17 protein-coding genes are annotated in these 21,748 nt (G+C 73.3%); all 17 read right to left on the bottom strand.

Annotation, left to right across the window (positions count from 1 at the left end; translation table 11 throughout):
* Positions 1-67: 67 nt before the first annotated feature.
* Positions 68-1,504: a pyruvate kinase gene (gene pyk / locus ACFWEJ_RS13870; RefSeq protein WP_377229784.1), complete on the bottom strand. Its 1,437-nt coding sequence runs from the start codon at positions 1,502-1,504 to the stop codon at positions 68-70.
* A 71-nt stretch (positions 1,505-1,575) separates the two neighbouring features.
* Positions 1,576-3,054, bottom strand: coding sequence for a glutamate synthase subunit beta (locus tag ACFWEJ_RS13865; RefSeq protein WP_377229783.1), 1,479 nt, complete (start codon positions 3,052-3,054; stop codon positions 1,576-1,578).
* Positions 3,047-7,630: a glutamate synthase large subunit gene (gene gltB, locus ACFWEJ_RS13860; protein WP_377229782.1), complete on the bottom strand. Its 4,584-nt coding sequence runs from the start codon at positions 7,628-7,630 to the stop codon at positions 3,047-3,049. The genes ACFWEJ_RS13865 and gltB overlap by 8 nt, the downstream gene beginning before the upstream one ends.
* A gap of 115 nt (positions 7,631-7,745) precedes the next feature.
* The gene (gene lgt / locus ACFWEJ_RS13855; protein WP_377229781.1) at positions 7,746-8,825 is read right to left on the bottom strand and encodes a prolipoprotein diacylglyceryl transferase; all 1,080 of its coding nucleotides are present in this window, start codon (positions 8,823-8,825) and stop codon (positions 7,746-7,748) included.
* Positions 8,822-9,751, bottom strand: coding sequence for a tryptophan synthase subunit alpha (trpA, locus tag ACFWEJ_RS13850; RefSeq protein WP_377229780.1), 930 nt, complete (start codon positions 9,749-9,751; stop codon positions 8,822-8,824). The genes lgt and trpA overlap by 4 nt, the downstream gene beginning before the upstream one ends.
* The gene (gene trpB / locus ACFWEJ_RS13845; RefSeq protein WP_377229779.1) at positions 9,748-11,043 is read right to left on the bottom strand and encodes a tryptophan synthase subunit beta; all 1,296 of its coding nucleotides are present in this window, start codon (positions 11,041-11,043) and stop codon (positions 9,748-9,750) included. Before trpB ends, trpA begins: the two co-directional genes overlap by 4 nt.
* Positions 11,044-11,054: 11 nt before the next feature.
* The gene (gene trpC / locus ACFWEJ_RS13840; protein ID WP_377229778.1) at positions 11,055-11,870 is read right to left on the bottom strand and encodes an indole-3-glycerol phosphate synthase TrpC; all 816 of its coding nucleotides are present in this window, start codon (positions 11,868-11,870) and stop codon (positions 11,055-11,057) included.
* Between the two features lie 215 nt (positions 11,871-12,085).
* A complete protein-coding gene (locus tag ACFWEJ_RS13835) occupies positions 12,086-12,517 on the bottom strand; it encodes a DUF2752 domain-containing protein (RefSeq protein WP_377229777.1) in 432 nt (143 codons plus the stop codon).
* Entirely contained in the window at positions 12,501-12,791 is a 291-nt protein-coding gene (locus tag ACFWEJ_RS13830; RefSeq protein ID WP_377229776.1) for a DUF4190 domain-containing protein, read from the bottom strand. Before ACFWEJ_RS13830 ends, ACFWEJ_RS13835 begins: the two co-directional genes overlap by 17 nt.
* Positions 12,792-12,799: 8 nt before the next feature.
* Entirely contained in the window at positions 12,800-13,060 is a 261-nt protein-coding gene (locus ACFWEJ_RS13825) for an HGxxPAAW family protein (protein WP_377229775.1), read from the bottom strand.
* A gap of 61 nt (positions 13,061-13,121) precedes the next feature.
* On the bottom strand, positions 13,122-13,796 hold the full coding sequence (locus tag ACFWEJ_RS13820; protein WP_377229774.1) for a Trp biosynthesis-associated membrane protein: 675 nt from the start codon (positions 13,794-13,796) through the stop codon (positions 13,122-13,124).
* The gene (locus ACFWEJ_RS13815; protein ID WP_377229773.1) at positions 13,793-15,412 is read right to left on the bottom strand and encodes an anthranilate synthase component I; all 1,620 of its coding nucleotides are present in this window, start codon (positions 15,410-15,412) and stop codon (positions 13,793-13,795) included. Before ACFWEJ_RS13815 ends, ACFWEJ_RS13820 begins: the two co-directional genes overlap by 4 nt.
* On the bottom strand, positions 15,409-15,810 hold the full coding sequence (gene hisI, locus ACFWEJ_RS13810) for a phosphoribosyl-AMP cyclohydrolase (RefSeq protein WP_377229772.1): 402 nt from the start codon (positions 15,808-15,810) through the stop codon (positions 15,409-15,411). Before hisI ends, ACFWEJ_RS13815 begins: the two co-directional genes overlap by 4 nt.
* An 81-nt stretch (positions 15,811-15,891) precedes the next feature.
* A complete protein-coding gene (locus tag ACFWEJ_RS13805) occupies positions 15,892-17,787 on the bottom strand; it encodes an ABC transporter ATP-binding protein (RefSeq protein WP_377229771.1) in 1,896 nt (631 codons plus the stop codon).
* Complete coding sequence (locus ACFWEJ_RS13800) at positions 17,784-19,670, bottom strand: ABC transporter ATP-binding protein (RefSeq protein WP_377229770.1); 1,887 nt, start codon at positions 19,668-19,670, stop codon at positions 17,784-17,786. The genes ACFWEJ_RS13805 and ACFWEJ_RS13800 overlap by 4 nt, the downstream gene beginning before the upstream one ends.
* Before the next feature lie 253 nt (positions 19,671-19,923).
* Positions 19,924-20,694 (bottom strand): imidazole glycerol phosphate synthase subunit HisF, encoded by a 771-nt coding sequence (hisF, locus tag ACFWEJ_RS13795; RefSeq protein ID WP_377229769.1) that lies wholly within the window; start codon positions 20,692-20,694, stop codon positions 19,924-19,926.
* Entirely contained in the window at positions 20,694-21,638 is a 945-nt protein-coding gene (locus ACFWEJ_RS13790) for an FKBP-type peptidyl-prolyl cis-trans isomerase (protein WP_377229768.1), read from the bottom strand. Before ACFWEJ_RS13790 ends, hisF begins: the two co-directional genes overlap by 1 nt.
* Positions 21,639-21,748 lie beyond the last annotated feature (110 nt).

Below are 21,748 nucleotides of genomic sequence, written 5' to 3'. Positions count from 1 at the left end.
GGGCCGGGCGGACCAACATGCTGACTCGGCGTCGTCGTCGACTTCGCGTCGTCGTCCTACGTCCGCGTCAGGCCTTGCTGCGGCCGTCCGTGTGCGAGCCGATGCGGTGCACCAGGATCGAGTTGGTCGTACCAGGGACGCCGACCGGCGCACCCGAGACCACCACGACCGTGTCGCCCTTCTCGGCCAGGCCCTGGTCCTGCAGGGTCAGGTCCACCTGGGCCACCATGGCGTCCACCGTGTCGACCTTGGGCACGAGGTACTCGGAGGTACCCCACGTCAGGGCGAGGGTGTTGGCGACGTCCTGCTCCGGGGTGAACGCGAGCAGCGGGATGGACGAGCGCAGGCGGGACATCCGGCGTGCGGAGTCGCCCGACTGCGTGAACGTCACCAGGTACTTGACCCCGAGCGTCTCGCCGATCTCGGCGGCGGCACGCGTGATGGCGCCACCACGGGTGTGCGGCGTGGAGCCGAGGGGCGCGATGCGCTCCCGGCCGGCCTCCTCCGTGGCCGTGATGATCCGCGCCATGGTCTGCACGGTGATGATCGGGTAGTCGCCCACCGAGGTCTCGCCCGAGAGCATGACCGCGTCGGCGCCGTCGAGCACCGCGTTGGCGCAGTCGGACGCCTCGGCGCGGGTCGGCGTCGGCGACGTGGTCATCGACTCCAGCACCTGCGTGGCGACGATGACCGGCTTGGCGTTGCGCCGCGCCATCTCGACGATGCGCTTCTGCACGAGCGGCACCTGCTCCAGCGGCATCTCGACCGCGAGGTCACCGCGCGCCACCATGACGCCGTCGAACGCCGCGATGACCTCGGCGAGGTTCTCCACGGCCTGCGGCTTCTCGATCTTGGCGATGACGGGGACCGTGCGGCCCTCCTCCTCCATCACCCGGCGGACGTCCTCGTAGTCCTTGGCGGACCGCACGAACGACAGCGCGATGAAGTCGGCACCCAGGGCGAGCGCCCAGCGCAGGTCCGACTCGTCCTTGTCGGACAGGGCCGGCACGGACACGGCGACGCCGGGCAGGTTGATGCCCTTGTTGTTCGAGACCGGTCCGGGGACCTCGACCTCGGTGACGACGCGCGGGCCGTCGACGGCGGTGACGCGCACGCGCACCTTGCCGTCGTCGATCAGCAGCGGGTCGCCCACCTGGGCGTCCTGGGCCAGACCCTTGTGGGTGGTCGAGACGATCTCACGGTTGCCGAGGATGTCCTCGGTCGTGATGGTGAACGTGTCGCCCTTGTTCAAGAAATGCTTTTCGTCTCCCGCGAACCGGCCGAGCCGGATCTTGGGTCCCTGCAGGTCGACCAGTACGGCGACCGACTTTCCTGCCGCCTTCGCGGCCTCTCGCACGTTGCGGTATACCGCCGCATGAGCCTCCTGCTCGCCGTGGCTGCGGTTGATCCGCGCCACGTTCATGCCGGCGTCAACGAGTTCCCGGAGTTTTTCCGGGCTCTCCGTGGCGGGTCCGATGGTGCACACGATCTTGGCTCTGCGCATGTCTCCAGCCTAGGCATGGTGGGCGCCAGCGCGCCCTGTGGGGGTGTACAACTCCCGGTGAAGTTCTCGGGTCACGATCGCAGAGCGAGCGTGCGCGGGCGCACCGGGGCGGGCAGCTCGGTGCTGCCCTGGAGGTAGGTATCAGCCGCAGCGGCCGCGGCGCGGCCCTCGGCGATCGCCCACACGATGAGGGACTGCCCGCGGCCGGCGTCACCGGCGACGAACACGCCCGGCAGGCTCGCGGCGTAGTCGTCGCCGCGGGCCACCAGGCCACGCTCGGTGACCTCGATGCCGGTCTGCTCCTCGAGCACGCCGACCTCGGGACCGGTGAAGCCCATGGCCACCAGCACGAGGTCCGCGGGGATCTCGTGCTCGGTGCCCGCGCGCGGCGCCCGGCGGCCGTCCGGCAGGTACTCGGTCTCGGCGACCTTGAGGGCGCGGACGTTGCCGCCCTCGTCGGCCACGAACTCGACCGTGGAGGCCAGGTACGTGCGCTCGCCGCCCTCCTCGTGCGAGGTCGAGACCTCGAAGAGGATCGGGTCGGTCGGCCACGGCTGGTGCGCCGGGCGCTCGACCGGCGGCTTCTTGCCGATGGCGAGCGTGGTGACGCTGGCGGCGCCCTGGCGCAGCGCGGTGCCGAGGCAGTCCGAGCCGGTGTCGCCGCCGCCGATGATGACCACGTGCTTCCCGGCCGCCGTCGGCGCGCCCTCGGGCAGGTCGTCGGGCGTACCCGCCGCGACCGCCTTGTTGGCGGGCGTCAGGAAGTCCATGGCGTAGTGGATGCCGGCCAGGTCCCGCCCCGGCAGGGGCAGCTCGCGCGGCACGGTGGCGCCCGTGGCGACCACGACGGCGTCGAACCGACGGCGCAGGGCGTCCCAGCTGATGTCCTCGCCGATCGTCACGCCGGCCCGGAAGCGGGTGCCCTCGGCCTCCATCTGCGCCAGGCGGCGGTCGATGTGCAGCTTCTCGAGCTTGAAGTCCGGGATGCCGTAGCGCAGCAGGCCGCCGATGGCGTCGTCGCGCTCGTAGACGACCACGGTGTGGCCGGCACGCGTGAGCTGCTGCGCGGCGGCCAGGCCCGCGGGGCCCGAGCCGACGACGGCCACCGTGGAACCGGTGAGCCGCTCCGGGACGTGCGGCGTGACCAGGCCACGCGCGAACGCCTCGTCGATGATCGAGACCTCGACGTTCTTGATGGTCACCGCGGGCTGGTTGATGCTCAGCACGCAGGACGACTCGCACGGCGCCGGGCACACCCGCCCGGTGAACTCCGGGAAGTTGTTCGTGGCGTGCAGGCGATCGATCGCGTCGGCCCACTGGCCGCGCCAGACCAGGTCGTTCCAGTCGGGGATCAGGTTGCCGAGCGGGCAGCCCTGGTGGCAGAACGGCACGCCGCAGTCCATGCAGCGGCCGGCCTGCTCCTTCAGGAACGCCTGGCCGTCCTCGCGGTGCGCGTGCGTGTCCTTCCAGTCACGCAGCCGCACCTCGACGGGACGGTTCGGCGGGAGCTCCCGCTCCCGGACCTTCAGAAATCCTCGGGGGTCAGCCACGTGCCACCTCCATGATCTGGTTCCACACGGACGGGTCCCACTGGGTCTTGCCCGAGATGTCGGTGCCGTCGGCCTCGGCCTCGGCGAGGGCGAGGCGCACGCGCGCCCAGCCCGGGGGCAGCAGCCGGCTGAACCGGCCCCGCGCGGCGGCGGGGTCGGCGAGCAGCTCGGCAGCGACGGTCGAGCCGGTCTCGGCCAGGTGCCGCTCCAGGAGGCCGCGCACGGTCTCCCAGTCGGCGTCGGTAAGGACGCCGACGGCGAGCTCGCCCGCCTCCAACGCCGCCTGGTTGACGCGGGAGACCCGCAGGTCCAGGAAGAACGCGGTGCCGCCGGACATGCCCGCGCCGACGTTGCGGCCCGTGGGGCCGAGCACCAGCACGGTGCCGCCGGTCATGTACTCGCAGGCGTGGTCGCCCACGCCCTCGGCGATCAGGGTCGCGCCGGAGTTGCGCACCCCGAACCGCTCCCCCACGCGTCCGCGCAGGAAGACCTCGCCGGAGGTGGCGCCGTAGCCGATGACGTTGCCCGCGATGACGTTGGCGCCGTCGAGCACGGAGGCCCGGTCGGGCCGCACCGCCACGCGGCCGCCCGACAAGCCCTTGCCGACGTAGTCGTTGGCGTCGCCGAACAGGCGCAGCGTGATGCCGCGCGGCAGGAACGCGCCGAGCGACTGGCCGGCGGACCCGGTCAGGGTCACCTCGATCGTGTCGTCGGGCAGGCCCGCGCCCCGGTACCGCTTGGTCACCTCGTGGCCGAGCATGGTGCCGACCGTGCGGTTGACGTTGCGCACCGGCAGCTCGATCTTGACGGCCTCCCCGCGCTCCAGCGCCGGCGCGGCCGCCGCGATGAGCTGGTTGTCCAGCGCGCGGGCCAGGCCGTGGTCCTGCACCTTGGTGTGGCGCAGGGACGAGCCCTCCTTGAGCTGCGGCCGGGCGAGCACCGGCGTCAGGTCGAGACCCTCCGCCTTCCAGTGGTCGACCGCCTTGCGGGTGTCGAGCACCTGCACCTGGCCCACGGCCTCCTCGAGGCTGCGGAACCCGAGGGCCGCGAGGTGCTCGCGCACCTCCTGGGCGATGAACTCGAAGAAGTTCACGACGAACTCCGGCTTGCCGGTGAACCGGCTGCGCAGCTCGGGGTTCTGCGTGGCGACGCCGACGGGACACGTGTCCAGGTGACAGACGCGCATCATGACGCAGCCCGAGACCACCATCGGCGCCGTGGCGAAGCCGAACTCCTCGGCGCCGAGCAGCGCCGCGACGATGACGTCGCGACCGGTCTTCATCTGGCCGTCGACCTGCACCACGATGCGGTCGCGCAGGTCGTTGAGCACGAGCGTCTGCTGGGTCTCGGCCAGGCCGATCTCCCAGGGCGTGCCGGCGTGCTTGAGCGACGTGAGCGGCGAGGCGCCCGTACCGCCGTCGTGCCCCGAGATGAGGACGACGTCGGCGTGCGCCTTGGACACGCCCGTGGCCACGGTGCCCACGCCGAACTCGCTGACCAGCTTCACGTGCACGCGCGCCGCCGGGTTGGCGTTCTTCGCGTCGTGGATGAGCTGGGCCAGGTCCTCGATCGAGTAGATGTCGTGGTGCGGCGGCGGCGAGATGAGGCCGACGCCGGGGGTCGAGTGCCGGGTGGCGGCGACCCAGGGGTACACCTTGTTCCCGGGGAGCTGGCCGCCCTCGCCGGGCTTGGCGCCCTGGGCGAGCTTGAGCTGGATGTCGGTGGCCTGCGTGAGGTACTCCGACGTCACGCCGAACCGGCCCGAGGCGATCTGCTTGACGCGCGAGCGGCGCTCGTCGTCGTACAGGCGCTCCGGGTCCTCGCCGCCCTCGCCCGTGTTGGAGCGGCCGCCGAGGCGGTTCATCGCGATGGCGAGGGTCTCGTGCGCCTCGGCCGAGATGGAGCCGTAGGACATGGCGCCCGTGTTGAAGAGCTTGACGATCTCGGAGACCGGCTGGACCTCGTCGATCGGCACCGGCTCGCGGTCGGGGCTGAAGCGCAGCAGGCCGCGCAGCGTCATGAGGCGGTTCGACTGCTCGTCCACGCGCCGCGTGTACTGCCGGAAGATGTCCATCCGGCCGGACCGCGTGGCGTGCTGCAGCCGGAACACCGTCTCCGGGTCGAACAGGTGGTCCTCGCCGTCGCGGCGCCACTGGTACTCGCCGCCCGTGGTGAGGCGCTCGCCCGGCTTCTTGTTGCCCGACGGCGGGTAGGCCTCGGCGTGCCGCGCCGCGACCTCGGCCGCGATGACGTCCAGGCCGATGCCGCCGAGCCGCGAGGTGGTGCCGGTGAAGTAGTCCTCGACCAGGTCGTGGGACAGGCCAACGGCCTCGAAGATCTGGGCGCCGCGGTACGACATGATCGTGGAGATGCCCATCTTGGACATCACCTTGAGCACGCCCTTGCCGAGCGCCTTGATGAGGTTGGCGACGGCCTGCTCCGGCGTGACGTCCAGGTACCCGCGGCGGGCGAGGTCCTCGACCGTCTCCATCGCGAGGTAGGGGTTCACGGCGGCCGCGCCGTAGCCGATGAGCAGCGCGACGTGGTGCACCTCGCGCACGTCGCCGGCCTCGACCACCAGGGAGACCCGGTTGCGGGTGTGCTTGCGCACCAGGTGGTGGTGCACGGCGCTGGTCAGGAGCAGCGACGGGATCGGGGCCAGCTCGGAGTTGGCGTCGCGGTCCGAGAGCACGAGGAAGCTCGCGCCCTCCTCCACGTACCGGTCGACGTCGGCGAAGATCGCCTCGAGCCGGGCCAGCAGCGCGCCGCCGCCGCCCGAGACGTCGTACAGGCCCTGGATGGTCTCGGCCTGGAACAGGCCCTCCAGCTCGCGGTCGCGCTCGACGTGCACGACCTTGGCGAGCTGGTCGTTGTCCAGCACCGGGAAGCCGAGCACGAGCTTGCGCGCGTGCTCCGGCAGGTCCTCCAGGAGGTTGGGCTCCGGCCCGATGGCGCTGCCGATGGCGGTGACCAGCTCCTCGCGGATCGCGTCCAGCGGCGGGTTGGTCACCTGCGCGAACATCTGCGTGAAGTAGTCGAACAGCAGCCGCGGCCGCTGCGAGAGCACCGCGACGGGCGTGTCGGAGCCCATGGCGCCCAGCGGCTCGCCGCCGGTGGTCGCCATCGGCGACAGGATGATCTTGAGCTCTTCCTCGGTGTAGCCGAAGGCCCGCTGCCGGCGGCGCACCGACGCCGGGCTGTGCGCCACGTGCTCGCGGTCGGGCAGCTCGTCGAGGTAGACCGAGTGCTCGCGGATCCAGTCCCCGTAGGGGTGCATCGAGGCGAGGCCGGACTTGATCTCCTCGTCCTCGACGATCCGGCCGGAGCCGGTGTCGACGAGGAACATCTTGCCGGGCTCCAGGCGGCCCTTGCGGACCACGGTGGCGGGGTCGATGTCGAGCACGCCGGCCTCGGAGGCCAGGACGACGAGGCCGTCCTCGGTGACCCACCAGCGCCCGGGGCGCAGGCCGTTGCGGTCGAGCACGGCGCCGATCAGGGTGCCGTCGGTGAACGTGAGGGAGGCGGGGCCGTCCCACGGCTCGATGAGGTTCGCGTTGTACTGGTAGAACGACCGCAGGGCGGGGTCCATGCCCGGGTTGTTCTCCCAGGCCTCCGGCACCATCATCAGCACGGAGTGCGGCAGGGACCGCCCCGACAGGTGCAGCAGCTCCAGCACCTCGTCGAAGCTCGCCGAGTCGCTCGCACCGGGCGAGCAGACCGGCTGGAGCGGCGCGAGGTCGCCGAGCAGGTCGGACTCCATGGTGCCCTCGCGCGCCGCGACCCAGTTGCGGTTGCCGCGCACGGTGTTGATCTCACCGTTGTGGGCCAGCAGCCGGAACGGCTGGGCCAGGGGCCACGACGGGAACGTGTTGGTGGAGAACCGCGAGTGGACCAGCGCGAGCTCGGTGGCGTACCGCGGGTCCGACAGGTCGGGGAAGAACGGCTCGAGCTGCGCCGTCGTCAGCATGCCCTTGTACGTCAGGGTGCGGGCGCTGAGCGAGGCGAAGTACAGCCCGACCTCGTTCTCCGCCCGCTTGCGCAGGCGGTAGCAGCGGCGGTCCAGGTCGATCCCGGACAGGCTCCGCGACGGGTCGGCCACCACGATCTGGCGGAACACCGGCATCGAGGCGCGCGCCGTCGGGCCGACGATCCCGGCGTCGACCGGGACGTCGCGCCACGCGAGCACGTCGAGCTTCTCCTCGGCGGCCAGGGCCTCGACGCGGCGCACCATGGCGTCGCGCTCGGCCTCGTCGGTCGGCAGGAACGCCGTACCGATCGCGTACATCCCGGCGGGCGGCAGGTCGACCCCCACGACGTCCCGGACGAACGCGTCGGGGATCTGGGTGAGGATGCCGGCGCCGTCGCCGCTGTCCTCCTCAGCTCCCACCGCGCCGCGGTGGTCGAGGTTCAGCAGGGCGGTGAGCCCGGCATCGACGATGTCGCGCCCGGGCGTGCCACGCAGGGTCGCCACGAAGGCGACGCCGCACGCGTCATGCTCGGCTGCGGGGTCGTACAGGCCGCCTTCAAACGTCTGCGTGGGCAGCCCAACCCTCTGTGTCGGCAACGGCTTGGTCATGGGTCCTCACAGGCACCCGGCCGTAGCCGGGCGCAGTTCCTTGCGGTGGTCCGGGACGACGGCGGCCCGGTCGGTCAGGGGGCTCGTCGTCCGGTGGTCCCGGCGGTCGTGCCCCTCAGGTGCGCACGGAGGCGTCCGCGTCGGACTCCTCCTGTGCAGCTGTCTTTACTTCCTCCGGCTCGGCCGCGGCCTCGCCGGTCCCTTCGACTCCTGGGTCAGGCTCCGGCTCGGCCCGTGGGCCCGCCGGCGGTTCGTCGTCCTCTGGTCGCAGCCGCACCGACTCTTCCCTGGTGGGGAACCTTCGAGCCAGCACGATCGAGACCACCAGGGCCGCAAGGCCCAGCAGGATCGAGGTCCAGACGTTGAGGCGGAGCCCCAGCACCTGCTCCGCATCGTCGATGCGGAGCATCTCGATCCAGACCCGTCCGAGAGTGTAGAGCAGGACGTACGCCCAGAATACCCGCCCATGACCCAACCTGAACCGACGGTCGAGAAACAGCAGAACTCCGGCCATCAGGAGATTCCACAGGAGTTCGTACAGGAAGGTCGGGTGGAAGAGCGTGCCCTCCGGGTACGCCACGCCCGTGGCCGGGTTGGACACCAGGTACTCGGCGTCGATGTGCAGGCCCCAGGGCAGCTCGGTGGGCCGCCCGTAGAGCTCCTGGTTGAACCAGTTGCCGAGGCGGCCGACGGCCTGCGCGATCAGCAGGCCCGGCGCCACGGCGTCGGCGAACGACGACAGCCGCACGCCCTGCCTGCGGCAGCCGATCCACGCGCCCACGGCGCCGAGCGCGACGGCGCCCCAGATGCCGAGGCCGCCCTCCCAGACGTAGAGCGCCTGGACGGGGTCACCGCCGCCCGAGAAGTTCTCGCCGAAGTACCGGTCGGGCGACGAGAGCACGTGGTAGATCCGGCCCCCGACGATGCCGAACGGCACCGCCCAGAAGGTGATCTCCAGGACGTCGTCCGGGCTGCCCCCGCGCGCCTTCCACCGCCTGGCCGTGAGCCAGACGGCGAGCACGATGCCCGCGAGGATGGCCAGCGCGTAGGCGCGCAGCGGGAAGATCCCGAGGTACCAGGTGTGCTGGGCCGGGCTGGGGATCTGGGAGACGGCGGGAGCTCCGGGGAGCGCGGCGGACAACGCGGCAGGCAGCTCGACGGTCAGAGCGGCCGGCAGTGCGGTCAGCAGCGTCACAGGGCCTCTCCGGAGGTGGTCGCACCGCCAGGCGTGGCGGCAGGGGGGTCGGTGGGCGCGGGAGCGCGAGCCGACCGTACCCCGGCGGCGAGGTCCTCCGTCACCCCGGCCAGATCCGTGAGACGGACCGCCCACTCGTCGTCCGGCAGCGGGCCCTCCGACAGGAGCGGGCGGACCAGCGCGGAGCCCACGATGACGCCGTCGGCGAAGCGCCCGACCTCGGCGGCCTGCGCCCCCGTGGAGACGCCCAGGCCCACGCAGACGTTCGGCGCGCCGGCGGCGCGCGTGTCGGTCACCAGCTGCTCGGCGCGCGAGCCCACCTGGTTGCGCTCCCCCGTGACGCCCATGAGCGACGCGGCGTACACGAAGCCGCGGGACTGGCCCACGGTCAGCCGCAGCCGCTCCGGCGTCGAGCTGGGGGCCACGAGGAACACGCGGTCCAGGCCGTGGGCCTCGCTCGCCGCGATCCAGTCGGCGCCCTCGTCCGGGATGAGGTCGGGCGTGATCAGGCCGGCGCCGCCCGCGGCGGCCAGGTCGCGCGCGAACGCGTCCGGGCCGTACTTGAGCACCGGGTTCCAGTACGTCATGACCAGCACGGGCACGTGCGGCGCGTAGTCGGTCAGCTCGCGCACCACGCGGAACACGTCGCGCACGCGCGCGCCCGCGTCGAGCGCGCCCTGTGCGGCCGCCTGGATCACCGGGCCGTCGAGGACGGGGTCGGTGTACGGGATGCCGAGCTCGATGATGTCGACGCCGTGGTCCACGAGGGTCTTCAGCGCCTCGATCGACCGGTCGACCGTCGGGTAGCCCACCGGCAGGTAGCCCACCAGGGCGGGCCGGTTGTCCTGCTCGCGCAGGCGGGCGATCAGGCCGGCGGTGCCGGAGTGCGTGTCCGGACCCGTGGCCTGCTGCGTCACCGTGCTCATCCCCGGCCCTCCTGTCGTTCGAGCTCCTCGGCCGCGACGTTGTTGTCCGCGCCGTCCAACAGCCCGAACCAGCGGGCCGCCGTCGCCACGTCCTTGTCGCCGCGACCGGACAGGTTCACCAGCAGCACGAGCGGCTCGCCGTCGGGGCCGGTGCGGCCCTCGGCGGCCGCGGCCTGGCCCACGCGCAGCGCGCCCGCGAGGGCGTGCGCCGACTCGATGGCCGGGATGATGCCCTCGGTACGGCACAGCAGGCGGAACGCCTCCATGGCCTCGTCGTCGGTCACGGGCTCGTACGTGGCTCGGCCCAGGTCGTGCAGCCAGGCGTGCGCGGGGCCGACGCTCGGGTAGTCCAGGCCCGCGGAGACCGAGTGGCTCGGCAGGGTCTGGCCGTCGTCGTCCTGCAGCAGGTACGAGCGCGCGCCGTGCAGCACGCCGAGCGCGCCGCCGCTGAACCGGGCCGCGTGCCGGCCGGACTCGATGCCCTCGCCGCCGGCCTCGAAGCCGCGCAGCTCCACGTCCTTGTCGTCGAGGAACGCGTTGAAGATGCCCAGCGCGTTGGACCCGCCGCCGACGCACGCCGCGACGACGTCGGGCAGGCGGCCGGTGCGCTCCAGGATCTGCTCGCGCGCCTCCTCGCCGATGATGCGGTGGAACTGGCGCACCATCTCCGGGAACGGGTGCGGGCCCGTGACGGTGCCCAGCAGGTAGTGCGTGCTCTCGACGTTGGCGACCCAGTCGCGCAGCGCCTCGTTGATCGCGTCCTTGAGCGTGCGCGAGCCGATCTTGACCGGCACGACCTCGGCGCCGAGCAGGCGCATCCGCGCCACGTTCAGGGCCTGCCGCCGGGTGTCCTCCTCGCCCATGTAGACCACGCACTCGAGGTCCATCAGGGCCGCCGCGGTGGCGGTGGCGACGCCGTGCTGACCCGCCCCCGTCTCGGCGATGAGGCGCTTCTTGCCCATGCGCTTGACGAGCAGGGCCTGGCCCAGCACGTTGTTGATCTTGTGCGAACCGGTGTGGTTGAGGTCCTCGCGCTTCAGGAACACCCGCACGCCGCCCGACTCGCCGCCCGCGTGCGCGGCGAACCGCGGCACCTCGGTCAGCGGGCTCGGCCGGCCGGTGTACTCCCGGTGTAGGCGCTGCAGCTCGGCCGCGAACGCGGGGTCGTCGGCCGCCTTGCGGAACTCGGTGTCGAGCTCCTCGAGCGCGGCGATCAGCGCCTCGGGCACGAAGCGCCCGCCGTACTGGCCGAAGTACGGGCCGGAGACGTCGGCAAGCTTCACATCGGTCACCTCGGATCCCTTCAGGCCGGACGGACGGAGCGCAGCGACGGGTGCGAGCCCGCGGCGACGAGGTCGGCCACCGAGGCGCGCGGGGCGCCGTCGGTCACGAGCGCCTCGCCCACCAGGACGCAGTCGGCCCCGGCCCGGGCCATCTCCATCACGTCGTGCGGGCCACGGATGCCGGACTCCGCGATCTTGACCACGTCGTCCGGGATGTACTCGGCGAGGCTGCGGAACAGGCCGCGGTCCAGCTCGAGAGTCTTCAGGTTGCGGGCGTTGACGCCCACGACGCGCGCCCCGGCGTCGACGGCCCGGCGCACCTCCTCGAGGTTGTGCGTCTCCACGAGCGCGGTCATGCCCAGCGAGTGCACCCGCTCGACCAGCGACTCGAGCACCGTCTGCTCCAGGGCCGCCACGATGAGCAGGACCAGGTCGGCCCCGTGCGCGCGCGCCTCCCACACCTGGTACGGCGTCACGACGAAGTCCTTGCGCAGCACGGGCACGTCCACACGACCGCGCACCGCGTCCAGGTCCGCCAGCGAGCCGTTGAACCGGCGCTGCTCGGTGAGCACCGAGATCGCCGAGGCCCCGCCGGTCTCGTACTCGACCGCGAGCGCCGCCGGGTCGTCGATCTGCGCCAGCGAGCCCTTGCTGGGGCTCGAGCGCTTGACCTCGGCGATGACCGAGACGGCGTCCGCCTGCTTGAGGCGACCGAGACCCTCGAGGGCCCCGGGCACCGCGTTGGCGCGCTCCTTGAGCGCGTCGAGAGGCACGCGTGCCTCACGCTCCGCGAGGTCCTCACGAACCCCCGCGACGATGTCCTCCAGGACCGACATGTAATGAGCCTCCCCGTGCCTTCGCTCTGCCCTCGGCATGCGGCCTCGTACGCCTGATCACGCCCTACGACTGCTGGGACGTGTGCCCCATGGCCATGGTAGGCGGATCCAGGGTGTGGTCCTGACCACTCCCGGACCGTGAGACGACGGTCCGTCAGATCCCGGGCGGGCGCCGTCGGCGTCGTTCCCTGGAGATCGCCTGATCAGGGCCGGGATCAGAGCCAGGGGGTCAGGTACTGCTGCAGCCCCGGCAGGTTTCGCGCCACGAAGAACGTGAGCGCGACCCCGAGCGTGACCCAGCCCGCGGTGCTCGACAGGCCGCGGAACGGGCGTCCGCGGACCGCGGCCACGAGCCAAGCGAGCCAGACGACCACGACCACCGGGGCGGTGAGGGTCCACAGCGCGTTGGCCGACCAGGCGCCCGCCAGGTCGAGGTGCGCCAGGTCGTGGGTGGCGCGCAGCCCGCCGCACAGCGGGCAGGCCAGGCCGGTCAGCTCCAGCAGCGGGCAGAACCCGTACGAGCCGGCCACGTGCGGGTCGCGGAGCGCCACCAGGAGGGTGGCCGCGCCGACGGCCGCCCCGGCCAGGACCGGCGCCCGCAGTGCGGGCGCCGCCGGCCGGACGGCCGCCTCAGGAATTCGACCCACCCGCCAGGAAGCGGACGATCACGAGCCCGATCACGACGGCGAGGAGGGCGAGGGACAGCCAGCCCAGCACGACGCCGGCCAGCGCCGTCCCCTCGTTGTTCGCGTCGCCGGCGCGGACGGCGCGGCGGCCCTGGTTGCCGACGATGATCGCCGGGATGCCCGTGAGGGCACCCAGGAGGAGCACGATCGACGCGATGCCCAGCACGAGCGACCAGACCCCCAGGTTGTTGCGGGGGTAGGCGGCGGACGGCGCGGCCATCTCCAGGGCGGTCATGGCACCGGTTACCGCTGGACCGTCTTCTGGCCCAGGCCCAGGTTGCGCAGGACCAGGCCGATGACGAGCGAGGCCCCGATGACGACGAAGCCGAGCACGAACAGGACCAGCCAGGCCGACCACGACTGGGCCACGATGACGCCCCACGAGGAGATCAGCACACCCAGCGTGATCCCGACCATCGTGACCCACGCGGCGACCGTGTGGCCGTGGTTGGTCGGCGGGACGCCCGGCGGGAGGTAGGCGATCTCAGGCTTGTTCTCGGTCATCGCAGGTTTGATGCCTTTCGTGTCGTGCGGTACGCGCCCAGCCTAACCGCTAGCGGCCGGGTCAGCGGCCCGTCGGGTCGTCGCCGCGGGACAGGGCGTCCCAGGCGTCGTGGGGGTCGATCTCGTCGTCGTCGGCCGGGGGCTCCTCGGGGGCGGGGGCCGGGCCGTCGTCGTCCGCGGGCGGGGCCGCGGCTGTGGCGGCCGGGGCCGTTCCCGCGGCCGTGACGGGGGCCGCCGCGCCGGTGGCCGGGGCCTGGTCCGCCCGCTCGTGCCGGCCGGACGTCGCCGTCCAGCCGCGCGCCGCGACGGCGCCCCACACGGCGACGGCCACGGCGAGCACGCCCGTGGCGACCGCGGCCCAGGGCCAGGCCGTCAGCACGACGGGCGACGTCAGCTCGGTGACGCCGCTGGAGGCGGACGCCGCGGCGGTGGCGGCGGGGGTCGGGTCCTGGATGACGACGAGCGTGCTGCCGACGACGAGCACGCCGGCCGCGGCGGCGACCACGAGCGCGACGTACCGGGCCACGCGCCCGGTGAGCGCGCAGGCGATGCCCGCCGCCAGCAGCACGAGGGCGCCCGCCCCGACGCCCGGCGCGGCCGAGGTGCCGGACGCGGTGACCGCCACCTCGGGCTGCAGCGCCGTGGCCACCGTGGTGGTGATCCAGGTGGGCGAGCCCGTGCCGAACGTCAGCGCGCCCAGCACGAGCAGGGCGAGGACGGTGCGGGTGCGGGTCACCGGTCGCCTCCCGCGGTCGGCAGGGGCGTCGCGCGCAGCGGCGTCAGGCGCGACGCGAGCTGGATGGCGCGGACCGCCGCGGCGGCCTTGTTGCGCGACTCCGCGTACTCCAGCGCGGGCACCGAGTCGGCGACGATGCCGCCGCCGGCCTGCACGCTGGCGCGGCCGTCCGCGATGTACGCGGTGCGGATGGCGATCGCCATGTCCATGTTGCCGCCGAAGTCGAAGTAGCCGCACACCCCGCCGTAGATGCCGCGCGAGGCGGGCTCCAGCTCGTCGATCAGCGCGATCGCCCGGGGCTTGGGCGCGCCGGAGAGGGTGCCTGCCGGGAACGTCGCCCGCAGCGCGTCCAGGGCGCCGAAGCCCGGCCGCAGCCGGCCCACGACGGTGGAGCACATGTGCATGATGTGGCTGAACCGCCGCACCTTCATGAACTCGACCACCTCGACGCTGGTGGGCTCGCAGACCTTGACCATGTCGTTGCGGGACAGGTCGACGAGCATGATGTGCTCGGCCCGTTCCTTGGGGTCGGCCAGGAGCTCCTCGCCGAGCTCGGCGTCCTCCTCGGGGTGGGCGCCGCGCGGCCGCGAGCCGGCGATCGGGTAGGTGGTGACGTGGCCGTCGTCCACCTTGACGAGCGTCTCCGGGCTGGAGCCCACGACGGCGAACTCGGCGCCGTCGGGCTTGGCCAGGTGGAAGTAGTACATGTACGGGCTCGGGTTGATCGTGCGCAGCGCCCGGTAGACGTCCAGGGGGTCGGCCGCGCAGTCCAGGTCCAGGCGCTGGGAGAGCACCACCTGGAACACCTCGCCGTCGCGGATGGCCTCCTTGCCAGCGAGCACCGCGTCCTCGAACTCCTCGCGCGTGGACCGGAACTCGAGCTGCGGCTCGGGCACGTCCTCGGCCACCACCGACGTGACGCGGGGCATGCCGGCCGCGAGCTGCGCCTGCATGGCGTCGAGCCGCGCGACGGCGTCCGCGTACGCCTCGTCGACGCGCTCGTCCGTGGCGTCCGCGTTGATCGCGTTGGCGACCAGCCAGACCGTACCCTCCCGGTGGTCGACCACCGCGAGGTCGGTGGCCAGGCACAGGGCGAGCTCGGGCGCGCCCGTCTCGTCCGGGGCCGTCGCCGGGAGCGTGGGCTCCCAGTGCCGCACGACGTCCCAGCCCAGCACGCCGGCCAGGCCGCCGGTCAGCGGCGGCAGGTTCGCGACGCCGGGGGTGCGTAGGGCGGTGAGCGCCGCGTCGACCACGTCGACGACGTCGCCGCGCGTCGGGATGCCCACCGGCACGTCGCCGGTCCACACGGCCTGGCCGCCGTCGCTGGTCAGGGTCGCGCGCGAGGCGACGCCGACGAACGACCAGCGGGCCCAGACGCCGGACTCGGCCGACTCCAGGATGAACGTGCCGGGGCGGCCCTGCGCCAGGGTCCGGTAGAGGCCGACGGGCGTGGCGTCGTCCGCCAGCAGGGGCCGGACCACGGGGATCACGCGACGGTCGGCGGCCATCCCCCGGAACTCGGGCAGGCTCGGCCAGGTTCGACCCCAGGGCAGGTCGGCGGGCGCGGTCGCCGCGCGGGCCTCGTGGGTGTCGGGCTGGCTGTCGAGCTGGGTCACCGGATCTCCTCGTTCTCCTGGTCGCGCACCTGCTGGTCGCGGTCGCCGACCACGGCGCCCAGGTCTCCCCCGGCGACGAAGCACGTGCGCGCTCCCGTGTGGCACGCGGCGCCCACCTGGTCCACCTGGACCAGCAGGGCGTCGCCGTCGCAGTCGATGCTCACCGCCTTGACGTACTGGGCATGGCCGGACGTGTCGCCCTTGCGCCAGTACTCCTCGCGGCTGCGGGACCAGAACGTCACCCGCCCCTGCGTGAGGGTGCGGCGCAGGGCCTCGTCGTCCATCCAGCCGACCATGAGCACCTCGCCCGTGTCGTGCTGCTGGACCACGGCGGCGACCAGGCCGGCGTCGTCGCGCTTGAGTCGGGCGGAGATCGTGGGGTCGAGAACTTCGGGCACCTGAGAATCCTGCCACGTCGTGGGCCGACGGCGATGTGATGTCCGCCGCCGGCCCCGATCCGTTACCGAAACCGCCCGGTGCTACCGGGTCTGCGCCACCCAGCTGTCGTACATCTGGGCGTAAATGCCGTCCGCCGCGACCAGCTCGCGGTGCGGGCCGACCTCGGCGACGTGGCCCTGGTCCACCACGACCACCAGGTCGGACGCCTCCGCGGTGGAGAGCCGGTGCGCGATGGTGATCGTGGACCGGCCCGCGGTCAGGGAGTCCAGGGCCCGCGCGATGCGCACCTCGGTCGCCGGGTCCACGGCCGACGTCGCCTCGTCGAGCACCAGCAGGTCCGGCTGCGCCAGGTAGGCGCGGGCGATCGCGACGAGCTGCCGCTCCCCCGCGGACAGCGCCTCGCCCCGCTGGCCCACCGCCGTCTCGAGCCCGTCGGGCAGGTCCGCCACCCAGTCGGCCAGGCCGAGCTCGGCGAAGGCGCGCTCGACCGCCTCGCGGTGCCCGGCGGCGGGCTCGTCGTCGTCCTCGCCGCCGTTCCCGGCCGCGGGGGGCGCCTCCAGGGGCGCCCGCAGGCCGTAGGCCGCGTTCTGGAGCACCGTGCCGTCGAAGAGGAAGCCCTCCTGCGGCACCAGCACGACGCGCTCGCGCAGCGAGGCGAAGCTCAGGTCGCGCAGGTCCGTGCCGTCGAGCTCCACGACGCCCGCCGTCGGGTCCATGAGCCGGGTGACGAGCTTGGCGACGGTCGTCTTGCCGGAGCCGGTCTGCCCGACCACGGCCACCTTGGTGCGCGGCGGCAGGTCCAGCGTCACGCCGTGCAGCACCTCGGGGCCGCCCGGGTAGGCGAACCGGACGTCGCGGAGCGTCACGTGCGCCGGCCCGCGCTCCTGGGTCACGGCGCCCGGCTTCTCGGCCACCTGCACCGGCGTGTCGATGACGGCGATGACCCGCCGCCAGCCGGCCACGGCGTTCTGCAGCTCGTTGAGGATCTCCGTGGCCATCTGCACCGGGCCGGTGAAGAGCTGCACCAGGAACAGGAAGGCGACGAGCTGGCCCGCCGTCAGGCCGCCGCCCACGCCCAGCAGCGTGCCCACGACCACCACCACGGCGAGCACCAGGTTGGAGATGAGCACGCCCGACGAGAACGTCGCCGCGACCAGCACCTGGGACCGGGCCTGGGCGCTGCGGGTCGCCTCGACGGACTCGCCGATCCGGCGGCCCGTGCGGTCGGCCACGCCGTAGGCACGCACCGTCTCGGCGCCCACCACGGACTCGGAGATGGCACCCAGCATCGCGCCGACCCGCTCGCGCACCAGCGTGTACGCGCGGTTCACGTACTTCTGGCCGTACCGGATCACGAGGAACATCGGCACGAAGGCGATCCAGACCACGGCGGTCAGGATCGGCGAGTAGACCAGCATCAGCCCGGTCGCCACGAGCACCTGCAGCACGTTGACGAGCAGCATGATGCCGCCCCACTGCACGAACAGGGAGACCGTGTCGACGTCGTTGGTCACGCGCGAGACCAGGGCGCCGCGGCGCTCGGTGTTCTGCGTGAGGGTCGAGAGGTCGTGGACGTGCCGGAACGCCTTGACGCGCAGCGTCGCCAGCCCGGCCTCGGCCGAGCGGAACAGGCGCACGTTGACGAGCGCGGCGCACAGCGCGGCCAGCACGAGCGCCCCCGCCGCCAGGGACGCGAGCACCGCCACCTGACCGACGTCGGGCCCGCCGTCGGCCAGGATGCCGACGTCGATCGTCTGCTGCACCGCGAGCGGCACCACCACGCGGCCCGCGGCCGCGAGGGACGCGAGCAGGAGCGTGACCCAGAGGCCGCGGGTGATCTCGGGGCTGATCTCGATGCCGCGGCGCAGGGTCGCGAACACGCCCAGGCTGCTGGCCGACTCGATGCGCGCGCCGTCGGCGTCGAGCAGGTCCTCGGGCACGTCGGTCACGTCGGGCTCGTCCGTCACCGCGGTCATCGGGCCACCTCCTCCAGCTCGTCGTCCAGCGTCCCGGCGGCCGCCTCATCGGCCCGTTCCTGCTCGCGGCGCTCCGTCTCGGCCTCGTAGGCCGTGGCCAGCGCGCGGTAGCCGGGGTCGCGCGCCATGAGCTCGTCGTGCGTGCCGACGTCGACCACGTGGCCGCCGTCGACGTGGACCACGCGGTCCGCGAGCGCCACCGACGACATGCGGTAGGCGACCATGATCACGGTGGTGCCGGGGGCGGCGTCGCTCCCGGCTGCGTCGTCGGCCCGGTCGTCGGCCGCGTCGCCTGCTGCGTCGTCGGCCCGCGCGGCCAGGCCGCGCAGGATCTCCTGCTCCACGCGGGGGTCGACGGCGCTGGTCGCGTCGTCGAGCACGAGCAGGCGCGGGCCGCGCACCAGGGCGCGGGCGATCGCGAGGCGCTGCCGCTGCCCGCCGGACAGGTTGGCGCCGCGCTCGCCCAGCGGCGCGTCGAGGCCGCCGGCCATCTCACGCACGGTCTCCTCCAGGCGGGCGAGCCGCAGGGCGTCCCACACCTCGTCGTCCGACGGCGCCCCGGGGGCGCCCGCGTCGGCGAGCGTCACGTTGCCGCGCACGGTGTCCTCGAAGATGAAGGTGGACTGCGTGACGAGCGCGACGTGGGCGGGGATCTCGCCGTCGGCCAGGGTGCGGGCGTCGACGCCGTCGAGCAGCACCTGCCCGCGCGTCGGGTCGGAGAGCCGGGCCAGGAGGCTCACGAGGGTGGTCTTGCCGGCCCCCGTGGTGCCGACGACGGCGACCGTGGCGCCGGGCTCGACGTCGACGTCCACGCCGTCGAGCAGGGTGATCGAGCGGCCGACCGCCCCGCTGATCGCGGGGACGTCGACACCCACGTCCGTCAGGCGCACCGCCAGGCCCGCCGGGCGGTCGGCCCGCGGCAGGCGGCTGTCGCCGTGGGCGAGGGCACCGGTCGAGTCGGCGACAGCCGCGATGCGCTCGTAGCCGACCAGGGCGCGCGGCAGCTCGCCGAGCACCCAGCCGAACGCCTGCACGGGCACGGTCATCATGGTGAGCAGGTAGGCGGCCGTGACGAGGTCGCCCGGTTCGACGGCGCCCGTCGAGATGCGCCAGGTGCCGACGCCGAGCACCAGCAGGGTGCCGATCGAGGGCAGGGTCTGGATCACGGGGTCGAACAGCGAGCGGACGATGCCGACCCGCACGTTCGCGGCGCGCAGCTCCTGCGTGCGGGCGCCGAACCGGCTCTCCTCGCGGTCCTCGGTGCCGAGCGCCTTGACGAGCAGGGCGGCCTCGAAGCTCTCGTGCGCGACGTCGGCCACGTCGCCCCGCAGGCGCTGGGCCCGGGTCACGGCCGGGGACATGTGCCGCTGGTAGACGGCGTTGACGGCCACGGTGACGGGGATGACGGCGAGCGCCGCGAGGGCCAGCCACGGGTCGATCGACACGAGCAGCACCACGGAGACGCCGATCATGACCACGACGCCGAGCGCGAACGGCAGCGGGTTGAAGACGCCGGTGGCGGCCTCGGTGTCCGAGGTGGTGTGGTTCAGGAGCTGGCCGGCGGGGTGCGAGCGGTGCCAGGAGCCGGGCAGCCGCAGGTACTGCCGGGTCAGGGTGGTGCGGTGGTCGGCCTGGATGCGGACGACGCCGTAGCCCGCCCAGATGCGGCGGCCGGCGACGGACAGGGCGAGCGTGAGCGCGACGGCGCCGAGCACGAGCCCGGCGAGCCAGACCCGGTCACGGGCGGCCTCGTCGCCCGCGATGGCGGGGACGACGACGGAGTCGGTGGCCCAGCCGACCGCGCGGCTGACGCCGACGGTCAGGGCGCCGAAGATCCCGGAGGCGCCCACGGCGAGCAGGTAGATGCCGGGGTGCGAGCGCATCCCGCGCCACATGAGCGAGATCGACCGGCGCACACGAGAGCCCGTGAGGGCCATCGGAGTGGGTCGCGGGGCATCTGGGGGCACGGCAAGACCTCGCTTCGTGGGGGGACCGTACTATTTTCTCACGGCGCGGGAATCGATTCGACGGATTTACGCCCTGGGCGTCACCGACGCTATGACCTCAACGTAGGTCGAGGTCAAGGAAGTCCCGGGGCCGTCCCGGTGGACGGCCCGGCGGGGTCTCAGCGGGGTCTCAGCGGACGTCGAGGCCCGCCGCGCGCATCGCGTCCTTGACCTGGCCCACCGTCAGCGCGCCGAAGTGGAACACCGACGCCGCGAGGACGGCGTCCGCGCCCGCCCGGGCCGCCTCGACGAAGTGCTCCGGTGTGCCCGCGCCGCCCGAGGCGACCAGCGGCACGTGCACGCGCTCGCGCACGGCGTGCAGCATCTCCAGGTCGAACCCCGCGGTGGTGCCGTCGGCGTCCATCGAGTTGAGCAGGATCTCGCCCGCGCCCAGCTTCGCGGCGCGCTCGGCCCACTCCACGGCGTCGATCCCGGTGCCGCGCCGCCCGCCGTGCGTGGTGACCTCGTAGCCCGACGGCGTCGTGACGTCGCCGGTGACGCGGCGCGCGTCCACGCTCAGGGTCAGCACCTGGGAGCCGAACCGCTGCGCGATCTCGGAGATGAGCTCCGGGCGCGCGATGGCCGCGGTGTTCACGCCCACCTTGTCGGCGCCGGCCCGCAGCAGCCGGTCGACGTCGTCCGTGGAGCGCACGCCGCCGCCCACCGTGAGCGGCACGAAGACCTGCTCGGCCGTGCGCCGCACCACGTCGACCATGGTCTCGCGGTCGCCCGACGAGGCCGACACGTCCAGGAACGTGAGCTCGTCGGCGCCCTCGGCGTCGTACCGGCCCGCGAGCTCGACCGGGTCCCCGGCGTCGCGCAGGTCGGCGAAGTTGACGCCCTTGACCACTCGGCCCGCGTCGACGTCCAGGCACGGGATCACTCGGATCGCGACGGACATCAGCCCTCCTTCTTCTTCGGCTCCTCGTCGTCACCCGCGACGGCCTTGTGCGCGTCGAGGATGTCGACCACGTACACCATGGTCTCGCCGGCCAGCTCGCTGGCGGTGTTCGCGAACCCGCTGTCCGGCGGCACGACCAGCATCACCTGCGACCCGACGGTCTGCTCCAGGAGGCCCTGGTCCCAGCCGTCGACGAGGCGGCCGATGCCGATCTCGGCGGACTGGGGCGGGGTGCCCTCGGTCCAGGTCGTGTCGACGACCTTGCCGTCGCTCCAGCGGACGGCGGTGAACTCCACGGTCAGGATCTGGCCGGCCCGCACCTGCGGGCCGGTGCCGCGCAGCAGCGGGTGCACCACCAGGTCGGTCGGCGGCTTCACGCCCCGCGGGACGCGCACGGTCGGGGCGCCGAGGTCGTCGAGGCGCACCTGCGGCAGGTCCTTGCCCGGCGGCACGCCCTCCCTGCCGGCCGCGCGGGCCGGCAGCACATCCACCACCAGCAGCACCGGGACGCCGTCCTGCTCCTCCATGAGCGCGAGGCGCGTGCCGACGCGACGGCCCTCCAGGGCGGCGAAGAGGTGGTTGCCGAGCGACTTCTCGGTCATCGTGTACCCGGCGGGCGCGGTGCGGAACGTGTTCTGCAGCTCCGTGCCGTCGCGCCCGTCCTGAGCGTAGAGGTTCAGCAGCACCGGGTCGTCGCGCTCCAGCACGTCCCCCGTGCCGGGCCAGACCATGCGCGCGCCCGGCCGCAGCACCGTGAACGGCTGCTCGTACTCGAGGGTGGGCGGGGCGCCGCTCGCGCCCGTGACCTGCAGCGGCTGCTGCGACGCCGACGACGTCGGGGCGGGGCCCACGTCCACCGGGAGCGAGGCCGGCGCGCACGCGGCCGTCAAGGCCACCGTCGCCGCCGCCAGCGCACCGACGAGGACGCGTACCCAGGAACTCACCCGCAGAGTCTCCCATGCCGGGGCGGCAGTCCCGGAACGAGTCCGCCCCGGAACGGCTCCGCCCCGGGACTGGCCCGTCGGCCGGTCCCGGAACGGCTCCGCCCCGGGAC

Origin of the sequence: Promicromonospora sp. NPDC060204 (genome assembly GCF_042728455.1) — a bacterium.
GTDB lineage: Bacteria > Actinomycetota > Actinomycetes > Actinomycetales > Cellulomonadaceae > Promicromonospora.
The sequence above is the reverse complement of the archived record's forward strand: the minus strand, read 5'-3'. Positions and strand labels throughout refer to the sequence as shown.

What these genes read in the sequence shown, in the direction of transcription:
- trpC (WP_377229778.1), bottom strand. Translation starts at nt 11,870, where the DNA reads ATGTCGGTCCTGGAGGACATCGTCGCGGGGGTTCGTGAGGACCTCGCG.
- ACFWEJ_RS13800 (WP_377229770.1), bottom strand. Translation starts at nt 19,670, where the DNA reads ATGCGCTCGCACCCCGGCATCTACCTGCTCGCCGTGGGCGCCTCCGGG.
- trpA (WP_377229780.1), bottom strand. Translation starts at nt 9,751, where the DNA reads ATGAGCACGGTGACGCAGCAGGCCACGGGTCCGGACACGCACTCCGGC.
- pyk (WP_377229784.1), bottom strand. Translation starts at nt 1,504, where the DNA reads ATGCGCAGAGCCAAGATCGTGTGCACCATCGGACCCGCCACGGAGAGC.
- ACFWEJ_RS13830 (WP_377229776.1), bottom strand. Translation starts at nt 12,791, where the DNA reads ATGACCGCCCTGGAGATGGCCGCGCCGTCCGCCGCCTACCCCCGCAAC.
- ACFWEJ_RS13825 (WP_377229775.1), bottom strand. Translation starts at nt 13,060, where the DNA reads ATGACCGAGAACAAGCCTGAGATCGCCTACCTCCCGCCGGGCGTCCCG.
- gltB (WP_377229782.1), bottom strand. Translation starts at nt 7,630, where the DNA reads ATGACCAAGCCGTTGCCGACACAGAGGGTTGGGCTGCCCACGCAGACG.
- hisF (WP_377229769.1), bottom strand. Translation starts at nt 20,694, where the DNA reads ATGTCCGTCGCGATCCGAGTGATCCCGTGCCTGGACGTCGACGCGGGC.
- ACFWEJ_RS13805 (WP_377229771.1), bottom strand. Translation starts at nt 17,787, where the DNA reads ATGACCGCGGTGACGGACGAGCCCGACGTGACCGACGTGCCCGAGGAC.